Raw genomic sequence first — 21630 nt, forward strand, 5'->3', positions numbered from 1 at the left:
ACGACTTGCACACCCTTACACCCGCACGAAAGGGCTCATCATGTATAAGGTTCTACAGCGTCTTCGTAGCTCCGATTCAGGATTGAGCCTTCTTGAGGTTCTCGTCGCGATGATGATCTTCGCAATTGTCTCCCTCGGCGTACTCCAATCACTGGCCACTGTTCTGGCTATCACTCGCGACAATCGCGCTCGCGTAGTGGCAGCAAACCTTGCCGCTCAAGAAATCGACCTCGCTCGCGACGCCAGCGACGTCTTCACACTTTTCGACGACACCTACACCAAGACGCTCAATGGCGACGTCTTCACGGTGACGCGTTCAACCGCGTGGGTGCCATCGAGTAACACCGCAGCGTCCTGTGGTTCCGGTGGTGGAACCCTGCAGTACAAGCGCATCAATATCGAAGTTTCTTGGCCCAATATGCGTACGGGCACCGAGCCGGTGCGCTTTGACAGCCTGTTGGCTCCGGATGATCGCATCAACGACCCCGCACTCGGCACGATCTTGGTTTCCGTGATTGGCGGCTCCGGTGAAGGATCCGAAGGCGTGAGCGTCGGCGCAAGCCCCGCTTCTCCCTCCGAGGGAGCTCAGAGTTTGTCTACTTCGCCCGCAGCAACGGACACTGACGGATGTTCCTTCATCCTCAAGGTCGCGCCCGGCAACTACAACGTCAGCGTTTCGCGCTCCGGTTACATCACAGATGATGGCCAGTCCAGCTCACCCAGCCAGCTCACGCAGGTCGTAGCGGGAACCGCGAGCTCGGTCTCGTTCAACTATGACCAGGCCGCACGCTTCGACGTCAAGTACGTAGCGAACCCGGCGCCGGCGAACGTCGAAATCCCGAAGAACATGGATACCGCTTTTATTAGCACCTACGGAGTCCATACCGAGTCGAGCAGCTCGTCGAGTCTGTCGCGCAGCATCAACCTTTTCCCGTGGCGTTCGGGGTATGTCGGGGTAGCGGGAACGTACATTCCGAAGCCCGAAGACCCGGCCAGTACCGCTGACTATTGCGCCTCACCCAACCCTGCGCTGTGGCCAGAAGAAGACATCGCCGGGGTAACGTACCGTTCTCCGGATGCGGTAGCCGTCGCCGCTAACCCGGGCGGAAGCGTCGATATGACGGTTCCTATGGGACTCGTTGACGTAACGGCGCTTGCAGGCGACCGAATTCGTGTGAAGTCGACCGCGCCCGTCGCGGGTAGTGCCGACCCCGGCTGCACCGAGTCGGTGACCCTGACCTTCGACCGCTTAGACTCTGCAACTCAGTTCATCGCTTTGCCTTATGGAACCTGGGAGATCGAACGTCGCACAGCTGGTCTTTGGCTTCCTGTTGGGTTGGGCAGCATCCTTGCCCCGATCGTTGGTGGAACTGCAACAGTTCCCGGCGTGGTCACCGTCGATCCTCGGGTGGCTTCCTAATGACTACGTTGCGAAGCGTTCTTTTTTCTCGCGTCTCACGACTGCAGCGCGATGAAGCCGGTGTCACCCTGAGCGAGCTGATCGTAACAATGGCACTCATGGGAATGTTGCTCGCAATGGTCATGACGATCTTCGTCACCTTTACGCGCACCTTTGCTGACGAGCGCTCCGCGAGCGCCAACACGTCCGCGGCCACAATCGCGATGAACGAGTTGACCCGCGTAATCCGCTCCGGAACCGAGAATCCTGTCGCGAGCGTTGCGCTCAACGAGCCAGTGTTCAGCGTTGCGAGCCCCGAGAACGTCGTCTTGCAGGCATACCTCGACACCGATGCGCTCGATCCCGAGCCGGTGAAAGTGCAGTTCGAGATAACGAGCGACCGCACGCTGGTTGAAACCCGCTGGGATGCCCGGGCACTCTCGTCGGGATACTTCACTTTCTATAACACCGCTGCATCGCAGCGCACCGTCGTACGCCAGATCGCGACCGGGGGTTCGCCCGTATTTCAGTTCTACACGAAGGACAACGTCGAATTGACGATGCCCTCAGGTGGCTCTCTTTCTGAGACTGATCGACGCCTCATCGCTGCGGTGAAAGTGACTATGACGGTACAAACAGACCCTTCGGGAGATGCAAAGACTGCGACTCTCGAAAACACCGTAGGTATCCCGAACCTAGGGTTTTCCCGGATTGGAATTGACCGATGATCCGTTTTCTTCGCGCCCGAATTGGCGGCGAGCAAGGGGCAGCCTTGCCCATGGTGATTGGCATCACTGTGGTGCTCGGGCTTCTCGTGACGACGGCAGTGGCTTACGCCACTGGTGGGTTCCGGCAGGCTGCCGCGACTCAAGAGTGGTCGGCGTCACTGGCGGCGGCTTATGCCGGCGTCGAGGATTACCAGAGTCGACTCTCAGAAGACACGTCGTACGTGCAGTACGGAAACCCCGCAGCCGATTTCTCATCGACGAGCGATGTTCGTCTGCCGACGGGCACCAACGTGAATGCTGCCTTCAACACCTTGGCATCAGAGCCGTGGGTCAAAGTTCCGGGCAGCGACGACAACTCTTTTTTCCGCTATGAGGTCGACAACTCCAACTACCAGAGCAGCGGAACCATTCGCGTGCGCGCGACAGGGAAAGTTGGCAGTGAAACCCGTACCATCGTGGCGGACCTTCGCCAGTCTGGCTTCATCGACTTCCTTTACTTCACTGACTACGAGATCATGGACCCCTCGTTCAGCAGCGCGAGCAACAGCTGCGTGAAGTACTGGTGGGATGGTCGCAGCAGCATCTCTGGCAACTGCGGTGAGATTGCATTCTCGGGCGGCGACACCATTGACGGTCCCGTGCACTCGAACGACACGATCCGCATCTGCAGCGCTAGCTTCCTCGGAGCGGTCACAACGAGTTACCGCCCCTCGAGCGGAATCAAGTACAACCCTCGCGATTCCAACGGCAATTACTGCAACGGCCAGAGCTTCGCCATTCCCGGCTCGCCGAGTTTCAGCCCGGTTATTGGAATGCCGGCGACGAACTCGCAGCACCTGCGCGAAACCCGTTCAGACCTCGTGACTGACGGTGTCCCGCGTCCCGGCTGCCTCTATACGGGGCCGACCGAAATCACGTTGAACTCGAATGGCACCATCACGGTATATTCGCCCTGGACCAAGAAGACTCAGATCACGGGATCTCCCGCCACCGGCGGAAGCACTCCGGCGATGTGCGGAAGTCTCTCTCAGCTGCGCAGCACTTCCGGGGCAACTTTCACCATGCCACCCAGCAACGTGATCTACGTGCAAAACGTGCCTAGCGTCGCCAGCGACCCGAACTACTGGTCGAGCTCTAGTCGGCCTTCAGGGCTGAGCTGTGTCGGTGTGAATGGTCGCACCGATGAGAACGGCAACGGCAACGGCATCGGCTACCCGGTCCGCTACGAGAATGCCCCCAGCGGAAGCTACGGCTGCCGCAACGGTGATCTCTTCGTCAAGGGCACGGTCAACGGCCAGGCAACTCTGTCGGCTGAACACTACGTTTACGTGACCGGTGACATTGTTTACCGAGACGATCAGGAAGACGTTCTCGGACTCGTCGGCAACGATGCTATTTGGGTGTGGAACCCGACGACCGGATCCAACCGTTATTACGACAACACGCTTCTTGGCGGCTACAACCGCCGCATCGACGCTGCGATCTTGTCGGTGGGCCACACCTTTGCGGTACAAAACCCGAGCATCGGCAGCGGCCGAGGCACTCTCACTGTCAACGGCGCCATTGCGCAAAAGTTCCGCGGAATCGTGCGAAGTGGTAGCGGAGGCTACGTAAAGAACTACGTTTATGACGTGCGCCTCAAATATGTTGCTCCTCCCAAGTTCCTTTCTCCCGTAACGACTACGTACGGCGTGAACGTCTGGATTGAGGTCGAGCCCGCGTTCGAAGCTTCGGGTGCCGCTCGATGACAGCAACTGCTCTTCTTGTCGTCTTTGCTGTAATTCTCGGACTTGCTGTCGGTTCGTTCTTGAATGTGGTGGTGTGGCGGTTGCCGCGCGGCGAGAACCTCACGTCACCGCCGAGCGCGTGCCCCAAGTGTGAGCACCGCATCCGCTGGTACGACAATGTCCCTGTTGTGGGTTGGCTAGTCCTTCGTGGCCGTTGCCGCGATTGCTCCGAGCCGATCTCGGCACGTTATCCGCTGGTCGAAGCAGCGACTGCTGTCGCGTTCGGGCTCACTGCCGCCTTCATCGGAGCTGAGACCAGTCTCATCTGGGCGCTGCCTGCTTTCTTGTACCTGGCGGCGATCTCGATCGCTCTCACGTTGATCGACCTCGATACGCAAACTTTGCCGAACCGCATCGTGCTGCCATCGATCGTGGTGGGTGCGGCGTTGCTTGCTGTAGCCAGCGCCGGCACGGGAAACTGGGGCGCTCTTCTCGGCGCTCTCGCCGGTGGCGCGGCGCTCTTCGTCTTCTACTTCATCATCGCAATTGTCCAGCCGCGTGGCATGGGCATGGGCGACGTCAAACTCGCGGCCGTCCTTGGCCTCTATCTGGGGTGGCTCGGATGGGGGGTCGTCGCAGTGGGTGCATTTGCGGCATTCTTGCTCGGGGGCGTATTTGCAATCGCATTGCTCATCATTCGGCGGGCAGGCCGGCGCACAGCTATCCCATTCGGACCGTGGATGATCGCGGGCGCGTGGGTTGGCATCGCTTTCGGTTCACAACTGTGGAATGGATATATGGTGGCCGCCGGTCTCGTCTGACCGCGGCCCGGGGGGAACTATGGGAAAGAAATTAGTGGGGCTGGATATCGGCTCAACAGCAATTCGTGCTGTTGAAGTTGAGAACCCGCACCTTCAGAAGCCAACGGTGCTTCGCTTCGGCGAAGTGCCCTTGCCCGAGGGTGCTGTGCGCGCGGGCGAAGTCATCGACTCCGCCACCGTCACGGCATCCATCAAAAAGCTGTGGTCGGCCAACGGCTTCCGCACGCGCGATGTCGTTATCGGCTTTGGTAACTCCAAAGTCGTTGCCCGCGATGTGACGGTTCCGCGTCTGCCGTTGAACCAGGTTCGCGAATCGCTTCCTTTTCAGGTGCAAGACCTGCTGCCTGTTCCGGCTTCGGATGCACTGCTCGACTTCTACCCGGCCGCCGAGGCTGAGGGGGAGACCGGACCCATGCTTCAGGGCATGCTGGTTGCCGCGATTAAGGCTCCCGTGCTCGTGAACGTTAACGCGGCATCCGCTGGTGGCGTCACGCCCGTCAACGTCGATCTGTCGCCGTTTGCTCTGACGCGACTGTTCTCGACTCCCGAGCTCGGTTCCACGACCACGCTGCTGGTCGATATCGGTGCGTCGACAACGACTCTTGTTGCGCTCGAGGGTCACGTTCCTCACTTCATTCGATTCCTCCCGACCGGAGGTGGTGACATCACCAAGGGAATCTCGCAGCGACTCGATATCTCCTCGCGCGATGCTGAAGCTATCAAGCGTTCCGTCGGCGTCATTGCGGCACGGGCGACCGCGGAGCAACGCCCCGCCCTCGAGGTTTCTTTCGAGCTCGTCAATGAAACGCTGATGGCCATCCGTGCCACGATTCAGTACTTCCAGAATGCCCGCAACAACCGTGCGATTGATCGCATCGTGATGACGGGTGGAGGCTCGCAGTTGCTGGGCCTCGTAGAAACAGTGTCAGAGTTCACCAAGACACCGGCATCCTTGCCCGATCCGTTCACGATGACTGCCGTTTCTCGTCAGCTCAAGGGAACAGGTTCTCCGTTTGATATGTCGGTAGCTCTCGGACTGGTAACGGGGGTCTCCGCATGAGCGACAACAAGAGCAAAGCTCCTAAAGCCCGTAAGGAACTGAAAGTTCCTACCGCGTACCCGCCGTATGTAAATCTTCTTCCACCAGAGGTTGGCCAGAAGAAGCAGGCGGCCCGAGCGCGTGGCCGTGCAATCTTCGTTGCGATTGTCGCAATCGGAGTCGTCATTCTGGCATCGGTGGGTATGAACCTGTACGCGCTCCAGCGCTACTTGGCGCTCGAGAACGCTCGTGCACTTACACAGACCCTCATCACGCAACAGGGCGAATACAACGACGTGCGTGTTGCCGGGCAGATGGTGCAATCTGCCACAAGTGCTCGTATTTTCGCGACCTCGACTGAGGTTTCAGTGCGGGATATGTTCAACGCGCTTGGTAAGAAGCTCCCCTCCGGGGCTGTCGTGGTTTCTTACAGCTTCGAAACGGCAACCCCGCTTCTGGAATTCGGCGCCGCGACATCAACCGTGGAACCACAGCGGAACGCGCAGTTTGCGATGGAAATCAACTTCGCCAACATCGCGGCCTCTGATAAGTGGCTTCGATCGGTCCCCAGCATCGACGGTGTGAGCGATGCAACCTTGGTCGCTGCAAACTATCAAGACGACGGGACCTACACGGTGGATGTCGTTGTCTACTTGGACGAGAACGCTCTCGTTCACCGATTCGACGGTGTCGAAACTGAGCCCGTGGCCGAAGAGCCCGAGGCTGAGCCAACGCCGACACCCACAGTGACTGAGACGCCGAGTCCAAGTGACACTCCTGAGGCGACTGAAGAAGGGAGCGGATCATGACCTTGACACGCTTATGGACACTAATTGGTGTGGTTGCTGTAATCATCATTCTCGCTGCCGGCTGGGCGGTGGGAGTCGGGCCAGCGCTCAGCGCCGCGAATGAATCCGACACCCAGCTCGCTGATGTCGAGATTCAGAATCAGGTGAAGGCTGCAGAACTTGCTCGCCTCAAGGCTCTCGATGAAGATTCTGCAGCGCTGTTCGCGGAGCTGGAAGACCTTCAGCGAGCTATCCCTGCTGTGCACAACACGTCAGTCTTCGCAGCCCAGATCGAAGCGCTCGCGTCGAAAGCTGGCGTCCTTCTAGTTAGCACGGGATACCTGAGTGTCGAAGAAGCTCTGCCGCCCGAAACTGATGCACCGGTCGCTGCTCCCGTGGAGGGTGAAGAAGGCGACGCTGCTGAGGCGCCGGTAGCGGAGGCCGACGCTAGCTCACCAACCGACGTGCAAGCGGTCCCCTCGGTGCCAGGCCTAGTTGCCGTCGCCGTCACGATTCGTGTGGCGGGCGAGCCTGCCGCGTTGCACTCGTTCTTGGAGACCGCTCAAACCGGCGTCCGTGTGTTGAGCATGTCCTCGATCATTTACGATCCCGCAACTGATGGCGGCGAGTTCGAGATGAAGATCGATGGCTACGTTTACGTGCTTCCGGGTACCGATGTCTCAACGCTTAACGTGGATGCTGGTGCTGACGGAACAACGGTCAACTAGCAAAATCACAGCATGAAGAAGAACGCCACGACCTCTTGGTCGTGGCGTTCTTCTCGTTTCTGAGAGTTGCTTCAGTACACTGAGAGCATCAGTCGCTGGCACGAGGAGGCAACAGTCATGACCGATCCATCTGTAGAGCGTGGTTTTTCACCGAAGAACGACGACAACATTGAGGATGCTGTAGTGGTCGACGAGACGGTTGCAGCTGCAGACGAGTCGCCCGCTGCCACACCCCTCGTGGAGCCCATCGCTGAGCCCGCTACTCCCGCAGATACCGCGGTGTACGACGATTCCACGCTGGAGGCAGAAGTCGAGCCCATGGCGGAGCCTGCTGTAGCAGCCGAGCCAGAGATCGTCGCTGAGCCAGAGCCCGAAGTCGTTGCCGACCCGGAGCCTGCCGTCACCTCCGCAGCAGCGGGAGCGGCATCCGCCGAGCCGCGCGTTGTGTACGTCACCGCGCCGACTCCTCCCAAGGTCGCGGGAAACCGTGGCTTCGGGGTGTTTATCGCACTCGCTTCCACTCTGGTCTTTGCTCTGGTGTTCGCACTCGCGGTCGCAATCATCAGCGCAGCCGCGACGGGTCGCGTTGCGCTCGCTTTCGTCCAGGCGCCCTCGTTCTACGTGCCCGTCGCATTCTTCGCACTGGGAGCGATCGTCATCGCGCTCATCGTGAACCGTGCCGGCTGGGCTGCGCACGTGTTCTCGAGCATCATTGTCGGTCTCGTGGTGTACTTCGGCACGATCGGTGCGCTGTTGCTGATCAATGGCGTCATCCAGAACACGCCGGAACAGGCCCAGGCCATGTTCGCTGCAGCTTTGGTCGATCCGCTCATCATCGCAGCCGGCCTTATTGGTCGTGAGGTGTCGCTCTGGACGGGTGCGCTCGTGGCAAAGCGCGGCCGCAAGGTCACTCAGCGCAACAGCGAATCCCGGGCGAAATGGGAAGCTGAGCTCGCAGAGAAAACTGCTGCTCAACGCTAAGCGTGCGTGCGCCATCGCGTGCCCTGTTCTGGAGCCTGCGTGTGCGCTGTGATCATTTGACCCCGGTACGCCCGGGGGGCTATTCTTTCTGAGGTGTGCGCTTTGCCGTGCGCTTGAACTATGCCTCTTGTAGGTCACCGCACTAGCGGGGTTCGGGTGCAAGCAACTCCACATCACAGGGTTCAACCTTCTGGTTGACCCCCACGGCATATCCATAAACCATCCGCATAGTTCGTTCATTCGACTTGTGCGGCGGGGCGTGGGTCCAGATGAACTCGGTGTTCTGCAAAGAACAGCGAATGCTAACCATCATGACGCTGTCACCGTGCAGCAAAATCAAGGAGTAATTTAGTGCCCACCATTCAGCAGTTGGTGCGTAAGGGACGCTCGCCGAAGGTCGTCAAGACCAAGGCTCCCGCCCTTAAGTCCAACCCGCAGCAGCGCGGCGTTTGCACGCGCGTCTACACAACAACTCCGAAGAAGCCGAACTCGGCTCTTCGCAAGGTTGCTCGTGTCAAGCTTTCAAACGGTACCGAGGTCACGGCCTACATTCCCGGAGAAGGTCACAACCTTCAAGAGCACTCGATGGTGCTCATCCGCGGTGGTCGTGTAAAGGACCTCCCCGGTGTCCGCTACAAGATCGTTCGCGGAGCGCTCGACACCCAGGCCGTTAAGAACCGTAAGCAGGCTCGTAGCCTCTACGGCGCGAAGAAGGACAAGAAGTAATGCCTCGTAAAGGACCAGCACCAAAGCGTCCCGTAGTCGCGGATCCCGTTTACGGCGCACCCATCGTCAGCCAGCTCGTCAACAAGATTCTTCTTGATGGCAAGAAGGGCCTCGCTGAGCGCATCGTTTACGGAGCACTCGCAGGCGTGGCAGAGAAGACCGGCCAAGACGCCGTAGTCACTCTCAAGAAGGCTCTCGACAACGTACGCCCGACCCTTGAGGTCAAGTCGCGTCGTGTCGGTGGATCGACTTACCAGGTTCCCGTTGAAGTTAAGTCGCACCGAGCAAACACGCTCGCACTGCGCTGGCTCACGAGCTACGCAAAGGGTCGTCGTGAAAAGACGATGACTGAGCGTCTCACCAACGAGATCTTGGACGCATCGAATGGACTTGGCGCCGCTGTAAAGCGTCGTGAAGACACCCACAAGATGGCCGAGTCGAACAAGGCATTCGCTCACTACCGCTGGTAGTCAGCACCTCGCAGTGAGGCGAGTCAGGCGCTGTCTGACTCGCTTCACTATTGAGATTCTCGCTTCACCAACATACTTCGGAGGAACCTGTGGCACAGGACGTGCTCACCGACCTGACTAAGGTCCGCAACATTGGCATCATGGCTCACATCGATGCCGGCAAGACCACTACGACTGAGCGCATCCTGTTCTACACGGGTGTTAACCACAAAATTGGTGAAACTCACGATGGTGCGTCGACTACTGACTGGATGGAGCAGGAGCAAGAACGTGGCATCACGATCACGTCCGCTGCTGTTACGTGTTACTGGAACAAAAACCAGATCAACATCATCGACACCCCCGGCCACGTTGACTTCACGGTTGAGGTGGAGCGTTCGCTCCGCGTTCTCGACGGTGCTGTCGCTGTGTTCGACGGTAAAGAGGGTGTGGAGCCGCAGTCGGAGACTGTATGGCGCCAGGCCGACAAGTACGACGTACCCCGCATCTGCTTCGTCAACAAGATGGACAAGATGGGCGCGGACTTCTACTACACGGTAGACACCATCGTTAACCGCCTCGGCGCTCGCCCGTTGGTTCTTCAGCTCCCGATCGGACTCGAGTCCGAGTTCGAGGGTGTTGTCGACCTCGTCGAGATGCGTGCACTCACGTGGCGTGGAGACGCCAAGGGTGACGTTCAGATGGGCTCGAAGTACGCTATCGAAGAGATCCCCGAAGACCTCAAGGAAAAGGCTGCGGAATACCGCACCGCTCTCCTCGAAGTTGTTGCTGAGACTGACGACGCCATCATGGAGCGTTACTTCGGCGGCGAAGAGATCACGGTTGCAGAGATCAAGGCTGCAATTCGTAAGCTCACCGTCAACAGCGAGATCTACCCCGTTCTCTGTGGTTCTGCTTTCAAGAACCGTGGCGTTCAGCCGATGCTCGACGCTGTTATCGATTACCTTCCCTCGCCGGTTGACGTGCCTCCCATGGAAGCAACCGACCCGCGCGATGAAGAGAAGATCATCATCCGCAAGCCTGATTCCGCTGAGCCGTTCTCGGCTCTCGCGTTCAAGGTTGCTGTGCACCCCTTCTTCGGTCGCCTTACGTACATTCGCGTGTACTCGGGACACCTTGACTCTGGTGGAGCTGTTGCTAACTCCACTAAGGGCAAGAAGGAGCGCATCGGAAAGATCTTCCAAATGGCTGCCAACAAGGAGATCCCTGTCGACAGCGTCACCGCTGGACACATCTACGCCGTTATCGGCCTCAAGGACACCACGACTGGTGACACGCTGTGTGACCCGAACGACCAGGTCGTTCTCGAGTCGATGACGTTCCCTGAGCCCGTTATTGAGGTAGCGATCGAGCCGAAGACGAAGGCTGACCAAGAAAAGCTTGGTGTTGCCATCCAGAAGCTCGCTGAAGAAGACCCCACGTTCCGTACCGAACAGAACCAGGAAACTGGCCAGACGGTTATCAAGGGAATGGGTGAACTTCACCTCGACATCCTCGTCGACCGCATGAAGCGCGAATTCAACGTTGAAGCCAACGTTGGTAAGCCGCAGGTTGCGTACCGCGAGACCATCCGACGCGTTGTGGACAAGCACGACTACACCCACAAGAAGCAGACCGGTGGTTCGGGACAGTTCGCTAAGGTCCAGATCTCGCTTGAGCCCATGGAGGTTGAAGGCGACAACATTTACGAATTCGTAAATAAGGTCACCGGTGGCCGTATTCCTCGCGAATACATTGGCTCGATCGATCAGGGTTTCCAGGCCTCGATGAACGTCGGAATCCTCGCAGGATTCCCGATGGTCGGCGTCCGAGGAATCATCCTCGATGGTGCTGCTCACGATGTTGACTCGTCAGAAATGGCGTTCAAGATCGCGGGCACCATGGCATTCAAGGAAGCAGCTCGCAAGGCTGACCCAGTTCTCCTCGAGCCGCTCATGGCGGTCGAGGTTCGTACTCCCGAGGAGTACATGGGAGATGTCATCGGTGACCTTAACAGTCGCCGCGGACAGATCCAGTCCATGGAGGACGCGACCGGCGTAAAGGTCGTTCGCGCCCACGTACCGCTGTCGGAAATGTTCGGCTATGTCGGTGACTTGAGGTCCAAGACTTCGGGTCGCGCGGTGTACTCGATGACGTTCGACAGTTACTCTGAGGTTCCCCGCGCGGTAGCTGACGAGATTGTTGCAAAGAACAAGGGCGAGTAATCGCCGCACTACCAGCGCGCAACTAACATAGATACACACCAACTTGCAGAACATTCGGCAGTGATAAGTCGTCGGATGCGAAGCAACCGAGTCCTGAGGAGGACCCACAGTGGCTAAGGCCAAGTTCGAGCGGACCAAGCCGCACGTAAACATCGGAACCATCGGTCACGTTGACCACGGAAAGACCACGCTCACGGCAGCGATCTCGAAGGTACTTGCAGACAAGTTCCCTTCGGCAACCAACGTCCAGCGTGACTTCTCGTCGATTGACTCGGCTCCGGAAGAGCGTCAGCGCGGAATTACCATCAACATCTCGCACGTTGAGTACGAGACGACCAAGCGCCACTACGCACACGTAGACGCTCCCGGTCACGCTGACTACATCAAGAACATGATCACCGGTGCTGCTCAGATGGACGGTGCAATCCTCGTGGTTGCAGCGACCGACGGCCCGATGGCTCAGACTCGCGAGCACGTTCTGCTCGCGAAGCAGGTTGGTGTTCCTTACCTGCTCGTAGCACTCAACAAGTCCGACATGGTTGACGACGAAGAGATCCTTGAGCTCGTTGAGCTCGAGGTTCGCGAACTCCTGGGTAGCCAGGGCTTCGACGGCGACAACGCACCTGTCGTTCGCGTTTCGGGCCTCAAGGCTCTCGAAGGCGACGAGAAGTGGGTTCAGTCGATTCTGGACCTCATGGATGCAGTTGACGAGAACGTTCCTGACCCCGTACGCGACAAGGACAAGCCGTTCTTGATGCCCGTTGAGGACGTCTTCACGATCACTGGTCGTGGAACCGTTGTTACCGGCCGCGCCGAGCGTGGAACGCTCACGATCAACTCTGACGTTGAGATTGTTGGAATCCGTCCGACCCAGAAGACCACGGTCACTGGTATCGAGATGTTCCACAAGCAGCTCGACGAAGCATGGGCTGGCGAGAACTGTGGTCTGCTTCTTCGTGGAACCAAGCGTGAAGATGTAGAGCGTGGACAGGTTGTTGTTAAGCCTGGTTCCGTTACTCCTCACACGAACTTCGAGGGAACCGCATACATCCTTTCCAAGGATGAGGGTGGGCGTCACAACCCGTTCTACGCGAACTACCGTCCGCAGTTCTACTTCCGTACCACCGACGTCACCGGCGTCATCACGTTGCCTGAGGGCACCGAGATGGTTATGCCTGGCGACACCACTGACATGACCGTTGAGCTTATTCAGCCCATCGCCATGGAAGAGGGCCTCGGCTTCGCCATCCGTGAGGGTGGACGTACCGTAGGTGCCGGTAAGGTAACCAAGGTTCTGGCGTAAGCTCAGTAACTAATTACGACGAGGGTCGGGCCGAAAGGCTCGGCCCTTTGTCGTTTAACGATCACTTTCGCTCCCGCTCTGCAGTCGCTGTCTGCGGTTTAGCAGTCAGGTCAGCTCGACCGTCCGGTGAGCCTGCCGGTGAGGGCGCGCGCAGCAGCCACCGTCGCGGCGCCGAGCTCATCCCAGTGCTCGCCCACGGCATCCGTGCGGAAGGTTAGCCCGATCGCGGCTGTGGGGTAGTTGTTGCGGTCAAGCGCCGCGGCACCCACCGACGAGTAGTCGGCGGTAACGTCGCCAATCTCGCTCGCCCAGCCCCGTTTGCGAGCGGAATCCAGCATCCGGTCAAGTTCGGCCAGCGTTTGGGGCCCAGCGGTTTGCCGGCGCGTCAGAGACGCCCGAGTCGGATACAGAGCGCGGACTTGAGGTGCGGTGAGCCGCGCGAGCATGGCACGGCCGGTGGCAGTGAGATGGGCGGGCAGGCGCACACCGACCGCAGAGACGGTCGTGGGAGCGCGGGTTCCTTGCACGCGTGCCGCGTAGCTGACATCCGCGCCGCTCAATACCGCTAGGTGAGCGACGACCGGGATGGGAGCTTCACGAGCGAGACTGCGCATCAGCGGTGAGGCAAGAGCAGAGAGCCGTTCGCTGCGCAGCGCCGAAGTGCCAATCTCAGAGACGAGGGCACTGAGCCCGTAGGTGCGATCCTCGGGATAGTGCACAACGAAGCCCTCATCGACCATGACTGCGAGCAGTTGGTAGACGGACGATCGGGGCAGTCCGAGCTCGCGGGCCAATGCCGAGGCGGGCACCGGTCCTTTGCGAGACGCGAGATGGCGCAGCACCGCCATAGTGTTGCGCGCTGCCGGAATGCTGGGCACGTTTCCCCTGTCTGATATTTCAGACACCATATCGCGAATCACTATCGCTGCAGAAGGGTGATCAGCGTTCACTGGGATCATGAATCCCGAAACTCCGCAGACTGTTTCTCTTGGCGTTGGCCCCGTCAGCATCGCCGAGGTCGTGGCTGTGGCGCGCCACCATGCGCGCGTGTCGATCACGCCCGAAGCTATCGCCGAGATCGAGGCGTCGCGCGCCGTCATTGAGGCTCTCGCGAACGACGTTCGGCCTCACTACGGGGTGTCGACAGGTTTCGGTGCCCTCGCCACGAAACACATCGCTCTCGAGCAGCGGGTGCAATTGCAGCGATCTCTGGTGCGCAGCCATGCCGCCAGCTCTGGTGCCGAGATCGATGCTGAGGTGGTGCGGGCGACCATGCTCTTACGGCTCTCCACGATGACAACCGGCCGTACCGGAGTGCGCCCAGTTGTCGCCGAGACCTATGCCGCGCTGCTTAACGCTGACATCACTCCGATCGTGGGAGAGTACGGCAGCCTCGGGTGCTCGGGCGACCTTGCTCCGCTGGCGCATTGCGCGTTGGCGGTCATGGGCGAAGGCGACGTGCGCGTCGCCGGGGAGTTGATGCCCGCCTCCGCTGCTCTCAAAGCTGCCGGTATTGAGCCGGTCGTGCTGCACGAAAAGGAGGGGCTGGCGCTTATCAATGGCACGGATGGGATGCTTGGCATGCTGTCGATGGCCATCACCGATCTGAGCGCGTTGCTCACCACCGCCGACCTGTCCGCGGCTCTCAGCGTCGAGGGTCTCGCCGGAACAGATCGCGTCTTCGCCGAAGATCTTCACGCCCTCCGCCCCCACCCCGGCCAGCAGGTGTCCGCCGGTAATATGCGCGCAGTGTTGCGCGATTCGGGAACGATCGCCGCCCACGCCACCAATGGTTTCACCCGAGTGCAGGATGCCTATTCCTTGCGTTGTGCTCCGCAGGTGCACGGTGCGGCTCGCGACACGGTCGATCACACGAGACGTGTTGCCGAGCGCGAGTTGCAGAGCGCAATCGATAATCCTGTCGTTACCCTCGATGGTCGCTTGGAGTCGAACGGAAACTTCCACGGGGCGCCCGTGGGCTATGCGCTCGACTTCCTGGCGATTGTGGCGGCCGACGTCGCAAGCATGAGCGAACGTCGCACCGACCGCTTCCTCGACAGCAACCGCAATGGTGGGCTGAACGCGTTCCTTGCTGCGGATCCCGGGGTCGACTCGGGTCACATGATCGCGCAGTACACCCAGGCGGGCATCGTCAGTGAGATGAAGCGGCTCGCGGCGCCGGCATCCGTCGACTCGATTCCGACCAGCGCCATGCAAGAGGATCACGTTTCGATGGGCTGGAGTGCCGGCCTCAAGCTTCGTCGCAGCATCGACGGTCTCTCGCGCGTTCTCGCCATTGAACTGTTGACCTCCGCACGCGGCATTGAGATGCGCGGCGAAAAGCCGTCCCCGGTATCGGCCGCCGTAATCGACACCCTGCGCGAGCGAGTGCCCGGCGCAGGCCCCGACCGTTACCTTGCCCCCGACATTGCCGCGAGCGTTGAACTCGTGCAGTCGGGTGCCCTTGTTGCAGCAGCACGTTCCGTCACCGAACTTCACTAGGAGCAGTCATGATTCAGGCACAGCGTGGTTCCACCCTCACTACTCTCGGCTGGCAGCAGGAAGGCGCTCTGCGCATGCTGCAGAACAACCTCGACCCGGAGGTCGCCGAGCATCCCGAAGATCTCGTCGTCTATGGCGGCACGGGCAAGGCTGCCCGCGACTGGCCCAGCTACCATGCGATCGTGCGTTCGCTCACGACGCTCAAGGGCGACGAGACGCTGCTCGTGCAGTCGGGCAAGCCCGTCGGTGTGATGCAGACGCACGAGTGGGCGCCCCGCGTGCTGCTCGCCAACTCCAATCTCGTGGGTGACTGGGCGAACTGGGATGAGTTCCGTCGGCTCGAGCAGTTGGGCCTCACAATGTACGGCCAAATGACGGCCGGATCGTGGATCTACATTGGTACGCAGGGCATTCTGCAAGGCACGTACGAAACTTTCTCTGCGGTCGCGGCGAAACGATTCGGTGGCACTCTAGCGGGCACCATCACCCTCACAGCCGGCCTCGGAGGCATGGGCGGGGCTCAGCCCCTCGCCGTAACCATGAACGACGGTGTTGCGATCTGCATCGATGTTGATCAGAGCCGCATCACTCGTCGTATCGATCACGGTTACCTCGACGTCGAGGCGAAGTCGCTGGCGCACGCCGTCGAGCTCGCCGTTGCGGCACGTGACGCGAAGAAGGCGCTGTCGATCGGCGTCCTTGCCAACGCAGCTGCAGCCGTGCCTGAGTTGCTGGCGATGGGCGCCCCGATCGATATCGTCACCGACCAGACCAGCGCGCACGACCCCCTGGCGTACTTGCCGCTCGGCGTTGACTTCCACGATTGGGAGAGCGCCCGTAGCCACCCCGACTTCGCCCAGCGCGCTCGCGAGTCAATGGCGATCCACGTCGAAGCGATGGTGGGCTTCCAACGCCAGGGTGCCGAGGTCTTCGACTACGGCAACAACATCCGCACCGAAGCGCGCGCAGCAGGATACGCGGATGCGTTTGCGTTTCCGGGGTTCGTGCCGGCCTACATCCGTCCGCTGTTTGCGGAGGGTAAGGGGCCGTTCCGGTGGGCCGCCCTCAGTGGCGAGGCCAGCGACATCCACAAGACAGACAAGGCAATTCTCGAGCTGTTCCCCGAGAACGAATCGCTCGCGCGCTGGATCAAGCTGGCAGGGGAGCGGGTGCACTTCCAGGGTCTGCCCGCCCGCATCTGCTGGCTCGGCTATGGCGAACGCGACAAGGCTGGCCTCAAGTTCAACGAGATGGTCGCCTCGGGCGAGTTGGCTGCCCCGCTGGCGATTGGCCGCGACCACCTCGATAGCGGCTCGGTGGCGTCACCGTACCGCGAGACCGAAGCGATGAAAGATGGTTCGGATGCGATTGCCGACTGGCCGTTGCTCAACGCGCTGGTCAACACTTCGTCGGGGGCAACGTGGGTCTCTATTCACCACGGTGGCGGCGTTGGCATTGGCCGGTCGATCCACGCCGGCCAGGTGACGGTCGCTGACGGAACCGAGTTGGCGGCCCAGAAGCTTGAGCGCGTTCTCACGAACGATCCCGGGATGGGAGTGATCCGTCACGTCGATGCTGGCTACGATGAAGCCATCGAGGTCGCTGATGATCTCGGCGTTCGCATCCCTATGAACGAGGCTCCACTCACGAAGGGCGACAATGCTGAGCGCTGATCCGCTGTGGCCACGGGCGGGAGACTGGCCCGCGCCGGTTGCTGATGAATGGGCGGATGTCGCGCTCCTCGGTATGCCGACTTCGCGTACGTCGCTCTCGCCGACTCAAGCGCACACCACGCCTCAGGCGGTGCGGGAGGCTCTGCGGCGTTATGCTGCGCTGTCCGATCTGCGGATCGTCGACGCCGGCAATGTGCGCGAGCCTGACTTGAATGAAGCGGATGCGATCGAGGCGGTCGCTGAGCTGCGAACCGAGCTTGTTATCGCGTTGGGTGGCGATAACGCCGCAACGGTACCCACCGCCCTCGGACGCTGGGGATCACAGATCGCCACCGCTGGCCTCATCACGCTCGATGCCCACTACGACCTACGCGACGGAACGAGTAATGGTTCGCCCGTCCGTCGACTTCTCGAGGCAGGCCTCGACGGCAACCGCGTGGTGCAGATCGGTATCGAGCCGCTGGCGAACTCGCTGGCCTACGCCGAGCGCGCCCGTGAGGCCGGAATCACCGTCATCACTCGCGACGAACTGCGCTCGCGGTCGATGGACGATGTCATGGCGCAGGCTCTGAAGATTGCGGGTGCCGCTGGTGGCCCCATCCACGTCGATCTCGACGTCGATGTCTGCGACCGCGCGGTTACTCCCGCTTGCCCCGCGTCAGTACCGGGTGGCATTGCGGCGATTGACCTGCGCGCTGCCGCACGGATTGCTGCCGCGCATCCAGCCGTCTGCTCGATTGACCTTGTCGAAGTGGATGCCGCTGCAGACTCTGCCGACGAACGCACGGTGCGCCTCGTGGCCCTCTGCGTTCTCGAAGCGATCTCCGGAGTGGCCCTGCGATGACGAATGCCGCAAACACGTGCACCGTGAACACGAGCACCGCGAACGCCAGCACCGTGATCACGAACATCGGGCTCCTTCTGACTCACGACAACGAGCAGCCCGAAATCGAGAATGCTGCCATTGTTTTCGACGGCGGCCGCGTGGCGTGGTGGGGCTCGACGGAGCAAGCCCCTGCTGCCGACGATCACATGGATGCCGCAGGTCGCTGCGTGCTGCCAGGTTTTGTCGATAGCCACAGCCACCTTCTCTTCGCGGGCGACCGCTCGGAGGAGTTCGAAGCGCGCATGGCGGGTCGGCGCTATGAGGCGGGCGGCATCCGGCGCACCGTTGCGCTTTCGCGGGAGGCAACCGACGACGAACTGCTCGCAAACGCTACGGCGCTCGTGGCAGAGATGCGCCGCCAAGGAACAACCACGATCGAGATCAAGAGCGGCTACGGCCTCAGCGTTCATGATGAGGCGCGGATGCTGCGCCTTGCCTCCACGCTCACCGGCGAGACAACCTTCCTCGGCGCCCACGTCGTGCCCGCCGAATACGCCGAGGATCGCGCCGCCTACGTCTCGCTCGTCAGGGGAGAGATGCTCGAAGCCTGCGCCCCGTTCTCGCGTTGGATCGATGTGTTCTGCGACAACGGTGCCTTTACCGAAGACGAAACGCGCTCCATCATCAGGGCAGGCCAGGCCCGCGGCTTGGGTGCTCGTCTTCACGGAGCGCAATTGGGGGAGTCGGGTGCTGTGCAGCTCGCGGTTGAGCTCGGCGCTGCGAGCGTCGACCACTGCACCTATCTCTCCGACGACGATGTCGACGCGCTCGCCGCCAGCACTACGAGCGTCGGCCTCTTGCCCGGCGTCGAGTTCTCGACCAAACATCCGTTCGTGGATGCCCGGCGCCTGCTCGACGCGGGAGTCGCCGTTGCGCTCGCCAGCGACTGCAATCCCGGCTCCAGCTTCACGTCCTCCCTTCCGTTCTGCATCGCACTGGCGGTGCGCGAGATGGGAATGACGTCCGCCGAAGCGGTGACGGCAGCGACCCTCGGGGGAGCACGCTCGCTGCAGCGCGATGATGTAGGCCATTTGCGGGTCGGCGCGCGAGCACATGCCCAGATTCTGGATGCCCCGCACTACCGTCATCTCGCGTACCGGCCAGGGGTTCCGCTGGTCTCCAGCGTCTTTCTGGATGGCGTTCATGAGCGTGTGCGGCCGCTGGGCTGAGAGCCGGCTAAACCCCGTCATATCGGCACCCAGGAGTACTGAAATAGACTGATCTGGATGCCGTACTTTCGGTATCGAGAAGTAGCCTGAAAATCCGACACGCCCGGGTTGCAGCAAATGCCCGGATGTGACAGACTCTTCTAGTTCAACATTTCGCCGCCATGTGCGCGCGGATCACTCCCAGTCAGTGCATAGTTCCACAACGTGTGGGTCACGCAGAGCGTGAATCACACAGTGTGTAGCAGCTAGGCCGCGGGGAGAAGAACCAAGCTTAACCAACTCCCCAAATGATCACTCGAAAGAGTTATTGCTGCGGGAGACGCGTGTGCGGGCTCGCCAGCATGTGCTCCTCGCGGCCTCGCGGGTTGGTATCACAAGCAGTGACAGCAAGAACTTGACAGATAAATAGTGGTGCGAAAGCAGAAGTGCTGAGCGTCTTCGGGTGGCAACATTCGGCGTCGAACAGCCCAGGTGCACGCAGTGCCTCAACAGTACTAAGGGAAGAGAGCCAGTCATGGCGGGACAGAAGATCCGCATCCGACTCAAGTCGTACGACCACGAGGTCATCGACTCATCGGCACGCAAGATCGTTGACACGGTTACCCGCGCGGGTGCCACGGTAGTAGGCCCAGTGCCGCTGCCCACTGAGAAGAACGTGGTTGCGGTTATCCGCTCACCTCACAAGTACAAGGACAGCCGCGAGCACTTCGAAAAGCGCACCCACAAGCGGCTCATCGACATCATCGACCCGACGCCCAAGGCTGTGGATTCGCTTATGCGTCTCGACCTGCCGGCCGACGTCAACATCGAGATCAAGCTTTAGCTCGCGCAGTTATTGAGCGACTGAGCCGATAAGGAAAATAATGTCTACAACTAAGACGACCAAGGGTCTGCTGGGCAAGAAGCTCGGCATGACGCAGGTTTGGGACGAGAACAACAAGCTCGTTCCCGTGACCGTTGTCGAAATCACCCCGAATGTTGTTACGCAGCTGCGTAGCCCCGAGGTTGATGGATACAGCGCTGTCCAGATCGCGTACGGCCAGATTGACCCTCGTAAGGTCAACAAGCCGCTTACCGGTCACTTCGACAAGGCAGGTGTAACGCCTCGCCGTCACCTCACCGAGATTCGCACCCCCGACGCCGCGGAGTACACCGTTGGCCAGGAGCTGGCAGTCGACATCTTCACCCCCGGCTCGAAGGTCGACGTCGTCGGCACGAGCAAGGGTAAGGGTTTCGCCGGTGTTATGAAGCGTCACAACTTCAAGGGTGTATCTGCAAGCCACGGTGCACACCGTAACCACCGCAAGCCTGGTTCCATTGGTGCCTCGTCGACCCCCAGCCGTGTCTTCAAGGGCATGCGCATGGCCGGTCGTATGGGTGGTGACCGTGTAACGGTCATGAACCTCGCCGTCCACTCGATCGACCTCGAGAAGGGACTCGTGCTCATCAAGGGCGCTGTTCCCGGTGCTCGCGGCCGTATCGTCTTCGTCCGCAACGCAGTGAAGGGGGCGTAGTACACATGGCTACCTCCATCGACGTCATCGACGCCAAGGGTAAGAAGGTTGACTCTGTCGAACTTCCCGCCGAGATCTTCGACGTGCAGACCAACGTTCCCCTCATCCACCAGGTTGTAGTTGCACAGCGTGCAGCTGCACGTCAGGGTACGCACAACACCCTGCGCCGCGGTGAAGTTTCGGGTGCTGGTCGCAAGCCGTTCAAGCAGAAGGGAACCGGTCGCGCTCGTCAGGGCTCGATCCGTGCTCCTCAGATGAAGGGTGGTGGAATCGTTCACGGTCCACACCCGCGTGACTACTCACAGCGCACCCCCAAGAAGATGATTGCTGCTGCACTGCGCGGCACGTTGTCTGACCGGGCTCGCGGCGAGCGTATTCACGTCATCGACGCTCTGGCCGTTGACAACAAGCCTTCGACGAAGACTGTCTCCGCGTTGCTCACGAGCATCGCACCAAGCAAGAACGTTCTCGTCGTGCTTCAGCGCGAAGATGCGATCAGCTTGAAGAGCATTCGTAACCTCGACGGCGTTCACGTTCTGTCATACGACCAGCTCAACGCCTACGACGTCGTCGTCAGCGACGACATCGTGTTCAGCAAGGGCGCCTTCGACGCGTTCGTTGCCTTCAACACCAAGTCTTCGAACAAGGAAGAGGTCAGCGCATGACCGTCACGTACAAGGACCCACGCGACATCATCATCGCTCCCGTGGTTTCCGAGAAGAGCTACAACCTGATCGACATGGGAAAGTACACCTTCGAGGTTGACCCCCGTGCGAACAAGACCGAGATCAAGCTCGCTATTGAGAAGATCTTCAGCGTCAAGGTCGACTCGGTCAACACGTTGAACCGCACGGGCAAGACCCGTCGCACTCGTTTCGGTATGGGTAAGCGCAAGGACACCAAGCGCGCCATCGTCACGCTCAAGTCCGGTTCTATCGACATCTTCACCGCTGTCGGTTAAGGACCAAGGAG

The 21630-nt window shown here is 60.3% G+C and carries 21 protein-coding genes; 20 read left to right on the top strand and 1 reads right to left on the bottom strand.

Translation table 11 applies throughout. The features are described 5' to 3' along the window. The first annotated feature begins 40 nt into the window (after positions 1 to 40). The 12 genes from CLV85_RS03350 to tuf all read left to right on the top strand — a co-directional run bounded on the left by CLV85_RS03350 (position 41) and on the right by tuf (position 12914). On the top strand, positions 41 to 1420 hold the full coding sequence (locus tag CLV85_RS03350) for a type IV pilus modification PilV family protein (RefSeq protein WP_100388174.1): 1380 nt from the start codon (positions 41 to 43) through the stop codon (positions 1418 to 1420). Beyond that, entirely contained in the window at positions 1420 to 2127 is a 708-nt protein-coding gene (locus tag CLV85_RS03355) for a PilW family protein (protein ID WP_100388175.1), read from the top strand. The genes CLV85_RS03350 and CLV85_RS03355 overlap by 1 nt, the downstream gene beginning before the upstream one ends. Further along, positions 2124 to 3875, top strand: coding sequence for a hypothetical protein (locus CLV85_RS03360; protein WP_100388176.1), 1752 nt, complete (start codon positions 2124 to 2126; stop codon positions 3873 to 3875). Before CLV85_RS03355 ends, CLV85_RS03360 begins: the two co-directional genes overlap by 4 nt. Next, complete coding sequence (locus CLV85_RS03365; protein ID WP_100388177.1) at positions 3872 to 4675, top strand: prepilin peptidase; 804 nt, start codon at positions 3872 to 3874, stop codon at positions 4673 to 4675. The genes CLV85_RS03360 and CLV85_RS03365 overlap by 4 nt, the downstream gene beginning before the upstream one ends. 19 nt (positions 4676 to 4694) lie before the next feature. Then, positions 4695 to 5735, top strand: a complete 1041-nt coding sequence (pilM, locus tag CLV85_RS03370; protein ID WP_100388178.1) for a type IV pilus assembly protein PilM — start codon at positions 4695 to 4697, stop codon at positions 5733 to 5735. Further along, entirely contained in the window at positions 5732 to 6523 is a 792-nt protein-coding gene (locus tag CLV85_RS03375) for a fimbrial assembly protein (RefSeq protein WP_100388179.1), read from the top strand. Before pilM ends, CLV85_RS03375 begins: the two co-directional genes overlap by 4 nt. Beyond that, positions 6520 to 7230 carry a hypothetical protein gene (locus tag CLV85_RS03380; RefSeq protein WP_147433342.1) on the top strand — a complete coding sequence of 237 codons (711 nt, stop codon included), beginning with the start codon at positions 6520 to 6522 and terminating at the stop codon, positions 7228 to 7230. Before CLV85_RS03375 ends, CLV85_RS03380 begins: the two co-directional genes overlap by 4 nt. Positions 7231 to 7347: 117 nt before the next feature. After that, complete coding sequence (locus tag CLV85_RS03385; protein WP_100388181.1) at positions 7348 to 8211, top strand: ribonuclease E domain-containing protein; 864 nt, start codon at positions 7348 to 7350, stop codon at positions 8209 to 8211. A gap of 351 nt (positions 8212 to 8562) precedes the next feature. Next, positions 8563 to 8937 carry a 30S ribosomal protein S12 gene (rpsL, locus tag CLV85_RS03390; protein WP_097060154.1) on the top strand — a complete coding sequence of 125 codons (375 nt, stop codon included), beginning with the start codon at positions 8563 to 8565 and terminating at the stop codon, positions 8935 to 8937. Beyond that, the gene (rpsG, locus tag CLV85_RS03395) at positions 8937 to 9407 is read left to right on the top strand and encodes a 30S ribosomal protein S7 (RefSeq protein WP_100388182.1); all 471 of its coding nucleotides are present in this window, start codon (positions 8937 to 8939) and stop codon (positions 9405 to 9407) included. Before rpsL ends, rpsG begins: the two co-directional genes overlap by 1 nt. Before the next feature lie 89 nt (positions 9408 to 9496). Further along, the gene (gene fusA / locus CLV85_RS03400; RefSeq protein WP_100388183.1) at positions 9497 to 11611 is read left to right on the top strand and encodes an elongation factor G; all 2115 of its coding nucleotides are present in this window, start codon (positions 9497 to 9499) and stop codon (positions 11609 to 11611) included. Positions 11612 to 11720: 109 nt separating this feature from the next. Further along, positions 11721 to 12914 (top strand): elongation factor Tu, encoded by a 1194-nt coding sequence (gene tuf / locus CLV85_RS03405; protein ID WP_100388184.1) that lies wholly within the window; start codon positions 11721 to 11723, stop codon positions 12912 to 12914. 110 nt (positions 12915 to 13024) lie between these two features. On the opposite strand, the gene CLV85_RS03410 is transcribed toward tuf, so the two are convergent. After that, the gene (locus CLV85_RS03410; protein WP_100388185.1) at positions 13025 to 13792 is read right to left on the bottom strand and encodes an IclR family transcriptional regulator; all 768 of its coding nucleotides are present in this window, start codon (positions 13790 to 13792) and stop codon (positions 13025 to 13027) included. A gap of 79 nt (positions 13793 to 13871) precedes the next feature. Here CLV85_RS03410 and hutH point away from each other — a divergent pair, with 79 nt between their 5' ends. The 8 genes from hutH (at position 13872) to rplW (ending at position 21619) form a co-directional block, all read left to right on the top strand. Beyond that, entirely contained in the window at positions 13872 to 15416 is a 1545-nt protein-coding gene (gene hutH, locus CLV85_RS03415; protein ID WP_100388186.1) for a histidine ammonia-lyase, read from the top strand. Positions 15417 to 15424: 8 nt separating this feature from the next. Further along, positions 15425 to 17089, top strand: coding sequence for a urocanate hydratase (hutU, locus tag CLV85_RS03420; protein WP_100388187.1), 1665 nt, complete (start codon positions 15425 to 15427; stop codon positions 17087 to 17089). After that, a complete protein-coding gene (locus tag CLV85_RS03425) occupies positions 17076 to 17933 on the top strand; it encodes an arginase family protein (protein ID WP_100388188.1) in 858 nt (285 codons plus the stop codon). The genes hutU and CLV85_RS03425 overlap by 14 nt, the downstream gene beginning before the upstream one ends. After that, complete coding sequence (gene hutI / locus CLV85_RS03430) at positions 17930 to 19144, top strand: imidazolonepropionase (RefSeq protein WP_100388189.1); 1215 nt, start codon at positions 17930 to 17932, stop codon at positions 19142 to 19144. The genes CLV85_RS03425 and hutI overlap by 4 nt, the downstream gene beginning before the upstream one ends. 514 nt (positions 19145 to 19658) lie before the next feature. Continuing rightward, on the top strand, positions 19659 to 19967 hold the full coding sequence (rpsJ, locus tag CLV85_RS03435; protein ID WP_100388190.1) for a 30S ribosomal protein S10: 309 nt from the start codon (positions 19659 to 19661) through the stop codon (positions 19965 to 19967). 40 nt (positions 19968 to 20007) lie between these two features. Then, on the top strand, positions 20008 to 20658 hold the full coding sequence (gene rplC / locus CLV85_RS03440; protein WP_100388191.1) for a 50S ribosomal protein L3: 651 nt from the start codon (positions 20008 to 20010) through the stop codon (positions 20656 to 20658). Between the two features lie 5 nt (positions 20659 to 20663). After that, the gene (gene rplD / locus CLV85_RS03445) at positions 20664 to 21323 is read left to right on the top strand and encodes a 50S ribosomal protein L4 (protein ID WP_100388192.1); all 660 of its coding nucleotides are present in this window, start codon (positions 20664 to 20666) and stop codon (positions 21321 to 21323) included. After that, a complete protein-coding gene (gene rplW / locus CLV85_RS03450) occupies positions 21320 to 21619 on the top strand; it encodes a 50S ribosomal protein L23 (protein ID WP_010203832.1) in 300 nt (99 codons plus the stop codon). Before rplD ends, rplW begins: the two co-directional genes overlap by 4 nt. The last annotated feature ends 11 nt before the right edge of the window (positions 21620 to 21630 follow it).

Source organism: Salinibacterium amurskyense, from assembly GCF_002797685.1.
Taxonomy (GTDB): Bacteria; Actinomycetota; Actinomycetes; order Actinomycetales; family Microbacteriaceae; genus Rhodoglobus; species Rhodoglobus amurskyensis.

Coding starts and splice junctions, on each gene's coding strand:
- CLV85_RS03350 (WP_100388174.1), top strand. CDS start 41: ATGTATAAGGTTCTACAGCGTCTTCGTAGCTCCGATTCAGGATTGAGC.
- CLV85_RS03355 (WP_100388175.1), top strand. CDS start 1,420: ATGACTACGTTGCGAAGCGTTCTTTTTTCTCGCGTCTCACGACTGCAG.
- CLV85_RS03360 (WP_100388176.1), top strand. CDS start 2,124: ATGATCCGTTTTCTTCGCGCCCGAATTGGCGGCGAGCAAGGGGCAGCC.
- CLV85_RS03365 (WP_100388177.1), top strand. CDS start 3,872: ATGACAGCAACTGCTCTTCTTGTCGTCTTTGCTGTAATTCTCGGACTT.
- pilM (WP_100388178.1), top strand. CDS start 4,695: ATGGGAAAGAAATTAGTGGGGCTGGATATCGGCTCAACAGCAATTCGT.
- CLV85_RS03375 (WP_100388179.1), top strand. CDS start 5,732: ATGAGCGACAACAAGAGCAAAGCTCCTAAAGCCCGTAAGGAACTGAAA.
- CLV85_RS03380 (WP_147433342.1), top strand. CDS start 6,520: ATGACCTTGACACGCTTATGGACACTAATTGGTGTGGTTGCTGTAATC.
- CLV85_RS03385 (WP_100388181.1), top strand. CDS start 7,348: ATGACCGATCCATCTGTAGAGCGTGGTTTTTCACCGAAGAACGACGAC.
- rpsG (WP_100388182.1), top strand. CDS start 8,937: ATGCCTCGTAAAGGACCAGCACCAAAGCGTCCCGTAGTCGCGGATCCC.
- hutH (WP_100388186.1), top strand. CDS start 13,872: ATGAATCCCGAAACTCCGCAGACTGTTTCTCTTGGCGTTGGCCCCGTC.
- hutU (WP_100388187.1), top strand. CDS start 15,425: ATGATTCAGGCACAGCGTGGTTCCACCCTCACTACTCTCGGCTGGCAG.
- CLV85_RS03425 (WP_100388188.1), top strand. CDS start 17,076: ATGCTGAGCGCTGATCCGCTGTGGCCACGGGCGGGAGACTGGCCCGCG.
- hutI (WP_100388189.1), top strand. CDS start 17,930: ATGACGAATGCCGCAAACACGTGCACCGTGAACACGAGCACCGCGAAC.
- rpsJ (WP_100388190.1), top strand. CDS start 19,659: ATGGCGGGACAGAAGATCCGCATCCGACTCAAGTCGTACGACCACGAG.
- rplC (WP_100388191.1), top strand. CDS start 20,008: ATGTCTACAACTAAGACGACCAAGGGTCTGCTGGGCAAGAAGCTCGGC.
- rplD (WP_100388192.1), top strand. CDS start 20,664: ATGGCTACCTCCATCGACGTCATCGACGCCAAGGGTAAGAAGGTTGAC.
- rplW (WP_010203832.1), top strand. CDS start 21,320: ATGACCGTCACGTACAAGGACCCACGCGACATCATCATCGCTCCCGTG.